Source organism: Rhodoplanes roseus, assembly GCF_003258865.1.
In the GTDB taxonomy this organism is placed as follows: Bacteria; Pseudomonadota; Alphaproteobacteria; order Rhizobiales; family Xanthobacteraceae; genus Rhodoplanes; species Rhodoplanes roseus.
In genome coordinates this window covers 1-7,646 of record NZ_NPEX01000273.1, presented here as the reverse complement: position 1 = coordinate 7,646, position 7,646 = coordinate 1, and the positions used below count along the sequence as shown (strand labels likewise).

The window sequence follows — 7,646 nt, the reverse complement described above, 5'->3', positions numbered from 1 at the left end:
CACGAGCGAAGCTCGTGGCGGGGAGGGGTCGGGGGTGGGGGGCCTGCAGCGCCGGTCCGAATCCAAGCCATCCGCCGTATTCCTCGTGAGAGCCCCATGCTGATCCTCGAAAACATCGGAAAGACTTACGCCAACGGGGTGCGGGCGCTGGAGCGGGTGTCGCTCGAGGTGCCGATCGGCGAGATCGTCGCGGTGGTCGGCGGCTCCGGCTGCGGCAAGTCCACGCTGCTGCGGCTGGTCTCCGGGCTCGACCGGGCGACCGACGGCCGCGTCGTGCTGGACGGCGAGGAGATCACAGCGCCGCATGGAAAGATCGGGATGGTGTTCCAGGAGCCGCGACTGCTGCCGTGGCTCACCGTCGCCGACAATGTCGGCTTCGGGCTGGCGGCGTTGCCGCGCGAGGAGCGCGACACGCGCGTCGCGGCGCAGCTCGGCCGCGTCGGGCTCGCCGACAAGGCCGCCGTGTGGCCGCGCGAATTGTCGGGCGGGCAGGCGCAGCGGGTGGCGCTGGCGCGGGCGCTGGTCACCCGGCCCGAGGTGCTGCTGCTCGACGAGCCGTTCTCGGCGCTCGATGCGTTCACCCGCGCCGACCTGCAGGATCACCTGCTCGACCTGTGGCACGACGCGGAGCCGACGCTGGTCGTCGTCACCCACGATGTCGACGAGGCGATCGTGCTGGCCGACCGCATCGTGGTGATGCGCCCACGCCCCGGCCGCATCGCCGACGAGATTCCGGTCGATCTGCCCCGCCCCCGCGACCGTGATTCGGCCGCCTGGGACGCCGTGAAGCGCCGCGTGCTGGCCGCCCTGCACGGTGCTCGCGAGAAGCGTCGCGACACCGCCGAGGTCGCTCCCGGCGCCGCGTGGTGGTGAGAGACCCGGCCGATCGCCGGGCCGCTCACGCGCCGAACACGACGCGGCGGAAGCGGTGGAGCGCGACGGCGAAATAGGCCCCGCCGATCGCCGCGACCGCGACCAGCGGCAGCCACAGGACCGAGAGGCCGGCGCCGCGATACAGCACGCCCTGCGCGAAGGTGACGAAATGCGGCGTCGGGCTGATCGTCCACATCAGCCAGCGCAGCCACACCGGCATGCTTTCCAGCGGCGTCGCGCTGCCCGACAGGAGCTGCGTCACCAGCAGCACCGGAATGGCGAGCAGGCCGAACTGGCCCATGGTGTTGGCGATGGTGCCGAGCAGGATGCCGAGCGCCGCCACGGTGAACACGTAGACGGCGGCGCCGGCGAGAAACAGCAGCAGCGAGCCGCTGATCGGCACCTGCAGCCACCACTCGACCACCAGCACCAGCGACAAGCCGGCCGCCACCAGCGTCACCAGGCCGTTGGCGAGGATCTTCGCCAGCATGATCTCGCTCGGCACCACCGGCATCACCAGCAGATGCTCCACCGTGCCCTGCTCGCGCTCGCGGATCAGCGCCGCGCCGGTGAGGATGACGGTCAGCATGGTGATGCTGTTGACCACCTGCATGACCGAGGTGAACCAGCTCGACTTCAGATTGGGATTGAACTTCGCCCGCACCACGACGTCGATCGAGCCGGAGGCGGTGCCGTCGCGGCCGGCCCTGAAGGCGGCGACCTCGTTCAGCACGATGGTCTGCAGATAGGCGGCGCCGTTGCCGGCCTGGGTGATGGCGGTGGCGTCGACGTTCACCTGCACGGTGGCGGCGCGCCCGGCCAGGATGTCGGCCTCGAAGCGCGGCGGGATCTCCAGCACGAAGACGACGCGGCCGGCGTCCAGCCAGGCGTCGATCTCGGTCGCGGCGATCTCCACGGCGGGGCGGAACAGCGGCGGCGTGAGCCCGTCGGCGATGCGGCGCGACAGCGCCGAGCGGTCCTCGTCGACCACCGCGACGGCCAGGTTGGTCGCCTCCACCGAGGCGCCGGTCGCCACCGTGTAGACGTTCATGGTGAAGGCGTAGACCACCAGCACCAGCATGATCGGATCGGCCCGGATGCTGCGCAGCTCCTTGATGGTCAGTCGCCAGATATTGGCGAGATGGTCCAGCATCTCAGCGCTCCTGCTTCTGCAGGAAGGTCCGGGCGGCGACCAGATAGGCGAGCGCGAACACGGCCAGCACCAGCATCTGCGGCCACACGGCGGCGAGGCCGAGCGCCTTGGCGAAGGTGCCGACGCTGATCGGCTGATACCAGGCGGCCGGAAAGGCGAGGCCGAGCACCCGGGCGCCGCCCGACAGCGACGCGACCGGCACCAGCAGTCCCGAGAAGTTCACGGCCGGCACCACGGCCAGGATGGCGGTGGCGAACACGGCCGCCACCTGGGTCCGCGTGAAGGTGGAGACGAGCTGGCCGAAGCCGGTGGTGGCGAACACGTAGAGCAGCGTGCCGAGCGTCAGCGTCGCCAGCGAGCCGGTGATCGACACGCCGAACACCGTGACGGCGAGCAGCACCAGCAGCACGAAGCTCGCCATCGACACCGCCACGTAGGGAAGCTGCTTGCCGATCAGGAACTCCACCTTGCTGGTGGGGGTGGAATGGAAGTTGGCGATCGACCCGGTCTCGATCTCGCGAACCACCGCGACGGCCGACATCACGGCCGGGATCAGGATCAGCATCAGCACGATGATGCTGGGCACCATGGCGACGACGCTCTTGAACGACTGGTTGTAGCGGAACCGGGTCTCGATCGTCACCGGGCTGGTCGCGGCGTTGGGCCCCACCGTCTCCAGGGCGCGCTCGCGGGCGTATTGCAGGGCGAGGCCGGAGACGTAGCTGCGCGTCGTCTCGCCGCGGAACGGCATCGCGCCGTCGATCCAGACGGCGACCTCCGGCACCCGGCTGCCCTGCAGGTCGCGACCGAAGCCGGGCGGGATCTCGACCACGAGGGCGAGCTCGCCGCTGCGGAACCGGGCGTCCATCTCGGCCGTGCTCGACACCGGCGGCCGCTCGGTGAAGTAGCGCGACCCCGAGAAGCTCTCGAGCAGCGCGCGGCTCTCCGGCGTCTTGTCCTGGTCGAAGGCGGCCCAGCTCAGATTCTCCACGTCGAACGAGATCCCCCAGCCGAAGGCCAGCATCAGCACCAGCGGGCCGACGAAGGCGAAGACGAGGCGGATCGGGTCGCGCAGCAGCTCCATCGCCTCGCGCCGCGCATAGGCCCAGAGTCGCCCGGGATCGAAGCGCTTCGGCGGAGCGGCGGGAGCCTCGACGACGGCCGACGCGGCGGCGGGCGCCGGGGCGGTCGCCGCGGTCGTGATCTCGCCGACGCCGCCGGCCTCGGCCAGATACGCCACGAAGGCGTCCTCCAGCGTCGCGGCGCCGCGGTCGCGCGAAATCTCGGCCGGGGTGCCGACGGCCAGAACCTTGCCGGCATGCATCAGCGAGATGCGGTCGCAGCGCTCCGCCTCGTTCATGAAATGCGTCGACAGGAAGATGGTGACGCCGTCGTCGCGCGACAGGTCGATCAGGGTGCGCCAGAAGGCGTCGCGGGCGATCGGGTCGACGCCGGAGGTCGGCTCGTCGAGAATCAGGATCGGCGGCCGGTGCAGCACCGCGACGGCGAGCTGCAGCCGCTGCTTGATGCCGAGCGGCAGCGACTCCGGCCGCGCGTCGGCGACCTCCTTCAGGTCGTAGCGGGCGAGCAGCTCTCTGATGCGCGGCGCGATCTCGGCGGGCGGCAGGTGATAGAGGCGCGCGTGCAGATCGAGATTCTGCCGCACCGTCAGCTCGCCGTAGAGCGAGAAGGCCTGCGACATGTAGCCGACCTCGCGGCGCATCGCCATGTCGTCGCCGCCGATCGGGGCGCCGAACAGCTTCGCCCACCCCTCGCTCGCCGGCAGCAGACCGGTGAGCATCTTCATCGTGGTGGTCTTGCCGCAGCCGTTGGAGCCGAGGAAGCCGAAGATCTCGCCGCGGCCGATGCGGAAGCCGACGTGATCGACCGCGACGAAATCGCCGAACTTTCGCGTCAGCCCCTCGGCCTCGATGGCCGGCGTGTCGTCCGGGGCGGCGACGCGCGGCCGCACCGTCACGCCGGCGTGGCGGGCGCGCTTCTCCTCCGGCAGCAGCGCGATGAAGGCGCGCTCCAGCGTGGTCTCGTGTGCCTGCGCGAGAATCTCGGCCGGGGCGCCCCGTGCGATCACGCAGCCATCGTCCATGGCGGCGAGCCAGTCGAAGCGGGCCGCCTCCTCCATGTAGGCGGTGGCGACCATCACGCTCATCTGCGGCCGCCGCAGCCGGATCGAATCGATCAGCTCCCAGAACTGGCGGCGCGACAGCGGGTCGACACCCGTGGTCGGCTCGTCGAGCACCAGCAGGTCGGGGTCGTGCATCAGGGCGCAGCACAGGCCGAGCTTCTGCTTCATGCCGCCCGACAGCTTGCCGGCCGGACGCCCGACGAACGGATCGAGCCCGGTCGCCCGCGTCAGATCGGCGATGCGGGCGCGGCGCTCGTCCGCCGGCTGGCCGAACAGACGGCCGAAGAAGTCGACGTTCTCGTAGACGCTGAGCGTCGGATAGAGGTTGCGGCCGAGCCCCTGCGGCATGTAGGCGATGCGGCCGCAGCTGGCGCGGCGATGGCCGGCGTCCGCCATGTCGCCGTCGAATACCGCGACGCTGCCGGCCTGGATCTTTCGCACGCCCGCGACGAGAGACAGCAAGGTCGACTTGCCGACGCCGTCCGGCCCGATGATGCCGACCATGCGGTGCGCCGGCACGGCGAGGCTCACCTGGTGGAGGGCGCGGGTCGCGCCGTAGGCGTGGCTGACGCCGTCGAGCCGGGCGACGACCGCGTCGGTCATTTCGGCAGCTTCACGACGAGATCGTCGGGCCAGGCGATCTTCGGGCTCAGGCGCACGAAGCCGAGGCCGCGCACGCCGGTCTTCACCTGGCGGTGATACTTCTGCAGCACGTCCGGATCGACCTGCAGCTTGACCCGGAACATCAGCTTCTGGCGCTCCTCGGCGGTCTCGACGCTCTTGGGCGTGAACTGCGCCTCGGTGGCGACGAAGGCGATGCTGGCCGGAATCACGTATTCGGGCACCGGATCGGCGATGATGCGCGCCTCGTCGCCGAGCGCCAGCTTTCCGGCGTCCTCGGCCGCCAGATAGATGGTGAGATAGACGTCCTTCAAATCCAGGATGGTGAGGACGCGCTGGCCGGCCGCCACCACCTCGCCGGCGCGGGCGAGCCGGTACTGGACGCGGCCGCTGCGCGGCGACACCAGCACCATGTCGACCAGCATCGACTGCAGGCGCTCGACGTCGGCCTCGGCGACCTTGATGGCGAACTCGGCCTGCTCGCGTTGCGCCGTCGCGGCCCGGGAGGCGGCGGCCGCCGCGTCGTACTTGTTCTGCCGCTGGTCGACCGCCTGCTGGGCGATGTTGCCCTTGGCGAGCAGGTTGCGTCCGCGCTCCAGATCCGTGCGGGTGAACTCGAGGTCGCTGGTGCGCTGGGCGATCAGCGCCACCGCCTCGGCGAGCGCCTGCTTGGCGCGCAGCACCTGGGCCTGGGCGCCGCGCAGCTGCGCCTCGGTCTCGGGCGACGAGATGGTGGCGACGACCTGGCCGGCCGTGACCTCGTCGCCCTCCTCCACCGTCATGGTGGCGAGCCGGCCGCCGTATTTGGCCGCGACGTCGACCTGGGTGGCCTCGATGCGGCCGTTCGACTTGACGATGCCGGGCGGCATGCGGTCGCCGCGCAGCCGTGCGATCAGGCTGCGCACCATCGACTCGGCCCGGGCGGCCGGTCCGGGGGAGGCCTGTTCGGCGCGCGCGGGCGGCGACGACAGCGGCCCGCCCGGCGCTCCGCCGACGACGACCATGACGAGGGCGATCAGGGCGGCGGTACGGACCAGCATCGCAGTCTCCTCGGGACGGCGTCCCGATGGCGACCACGGCACACGACACCGGCCCTGACCAGACCATACGCCGTTTCGCCGGCGCTGTCCCGACGGCACCCGGCCGCACGGCGCCGACCGGCTCCGCGCGACGCGGGACGCCTCGGTCAGGCCGGCGCCAGCGCCGCGATGATGGTCTCGCGCTCCTGCCGCGACGCGGCGTAGCGGGCGCGTGCCGCCGTGACGGCGGACGGCGGCGCCTCCTTCAGGGTGCCGCAGGCATGGGGCGGCTGCGGCGCGTACTCGAAGGCCAGCGTGATCTCCTCGGCCGCCGCGCGGCCGACCACCGCATCGACCACGGCGAGCGCCAGATCGATGCCCGAGGTGACGCCGGCGGCCGTGAACAGATTGCCGTCGCGCACCACCCGCTGATCCACCGGCTCGGCCCCGAAGGCGGCGAGGAAATCGTGCGAGTTCCAGTGCGTCGTCGCGCGGCGCCCGCGCAAGAGCCCGGCGGCACCGAGCAGCAGCGCGCCCGTGCAGACGCTGGAGAGCCACGGCGTGCGGGCCGCGGTGTCGCGCAGGAACGCCAGCGTCTCGGCGTCGTCGAGCAGGCGGTTCACGCCGATGCCCCCGGGCACGCAGAGAATGTCGAGGGCCGGCGCCTCGGCGAAGCCGACGGTCGCGGCGAACGGCAGGCCGACCGCCGAGGCGACCGGGGCGCGGTCCTTCCACAGCAGGTGCAGGCGGGCGCCCGGCACGGCTGCGAACACCTCGTAGGGGCCGGCGAGGTCGAGCAGCTGGATCCCCGGAAAGACGAGAAGGCCGATCGAGAGCGTCATGGTGGATCCCCTGCGCGGTGGCGCGGTTGGCGTTGACAGGGCGAGCCTAGCCGCCGATGGTTTGGCGGACATGCCAAAGACCCCTCGGATTCCGCCAACACCGCCCGCCCCGCCACGCCGGATCGAGATCCTGGCGTTTCCGGGCGTGCAGCTCCTCGACGTCGCCGGGCCCCTGCAAGTGTTCGCGACCGTCAACGACGGGCTCGCCGAGCAGGGCCGTCCGCCGGCCTACGACCCGGTCGTGGTGGCGCAGACGCCCGAGATCGTCTCCTCGGCCGGCCTCGGGCTCGTTGCGCGGCCGCTGCCGGCGGCGGGCGCCCCGCTCGACACACTGCTGGTCGCCGGCGGCTTCGGCGTGAACGCCGCTTGCGACGGCCCCCTGCCCGCCTGGATCCTCGCCCGCGCCGGGCGGGCGCGCCGCACGGCCTCGGTGTGCAGCGGCGCCTTCCTGCTGGCGACCGCCGGGCTCCTGGACGGGCGCCGCGCCGTCACCCACTGGCACCGCTGCGCCGAGTTCGCCCAAAAATTCCCGAAGGTGCGGCTGGAGCCCGATCCGATCTTCGTGCGCGACGGCGCGATCTGGACCTCGGCCGGCATCACGGCCGGCATCGATCTCGCGCTGGCGCTGGTGGAGGAGGATCTCGGGCCCGAGCCGGCGCTGGCGGCGGCCCGCCATCTCGTCGTGTTCCTCAAGCGGCCGGGCGGGCAGAGCCAGTTCAGCACCGCGCTGGCGCTGCAGCAGCGCGGCGACCGGCAGTTCGAGGCGCTGCACGCCTGGATGTCGGGCCGGCTCGACGGCGACCTCTCGGTCGCGGCGCTGGCCGACGCTGCCGGCATGAGCGAGCGCAGCTTCGTGCGCCACTATCGGGCCGCCACCGGCGAGACGCCGGCCCGCGCCGTGGAGCGCCTGCGGGTGGAGGCGGCGGCGACGCCCTGCGCGTGATTGCCGGACGAGAAGGCGACGACGCCGGCGGCGCGCTTTTCCGGCGGGATCG

Annotated in this window: 6 protein-coding genes; 2 read left to right on the top strand and 4 right to left on the bottom strand. The window is 72.0% G+C overall.

The window, feature by feature from the left end:
* Positions 1–96: 96 nt before the first annotated feature.
* On the top strand, positions 97–873 hold the full coding sequence (locus CH341_RS25530; protein ID WP_111421788.1) for an ABC transporter ATP-binding protein: 777 nt from the start codon (positions 97–99) through the stop codon (positions 871–873).
* Between the two features lie 25 nt (positions 874–898).
* On the opposite strand, the gene CH341_RS25525 is transcribed toward CH341_RS25530, so the two are convergent.
* The 4 genes from CH341_RS25525 to CH341_RS25510 all read right to left on the bottom strand — a co-directional run bounded on the left by CH341_RS25525 (position 899) and on the right by CH341_RS25510 (position 6,651).
* A complete protein-coding gene (locus tag CH341_RS25525; protein ID WP_111421787.1) occupies positions 899–2,026 on the bottom strand; it encodes an ABC transporter permease in 1,128 nt (375 codons plus the stop codon).
* A 1-nt stretch (position 2,027) separates the two neighbouring features.
* The gene (gene rbbA / locus CH341_RS25520) at positions 2,028–4,772 is read right to left on the bottom strand and encodes a ribosome-associated ATPase/putative transporter RbbA (RefSeq protein ID WP_111421786.1); all 2,745 of its coding nucleotides are present in this window, start codon (positions 4,770–4,772) and stop codon (positions 2,028–2,030) included.
* Positions 4,769–5,698: an HlyD family secretion protein gene (locus CH341_RS25515; RefSeq protein ID WP_245431245.1), complete on the bottom strand. Its 930-nt coding sequence runs from the start codon at positions 5,696–5,698 to the stop codon at positions 4,769–4,771. The genes rbbA and CH341_RS25515 overlap by 4 nt, the downstream gene beginning before the upstream one ends.
* A gap of 278 nt (positions 5,699–5,976) precedes the next feature.
* Positions 5,977–6,651: a DJ-1/PfpI family protein gene (locus tag CH341_RS25510; RefSeq protein ID WP_111421784.1), complete on the bottom strand. Its 675-nt coding sequence runs from the start codon at positions 6,649–6,651 to the stop codon at positions 5,977–5,979.
* Positions 6,652–6,721: 70 nt separating this feature from the next.
* On the opposite strand from CH341_RS25510, the gene CH341_RS25505 reads away from it, so the two are divergent.
* Positions 6,722–7,594: a GlxA family transcriptional regulator gene (locus CH341_RS25505; RefSeq protein WP_170149802.1), complete on the top strand. Its 873-nt coding sequence runs from the start codon at positions 6,722–6,724 to the stop codon at positions 7,592–7,594.
* The last annotated feature ends 52 nt before the right edge of the window (positions 7,595–7,646 follow it).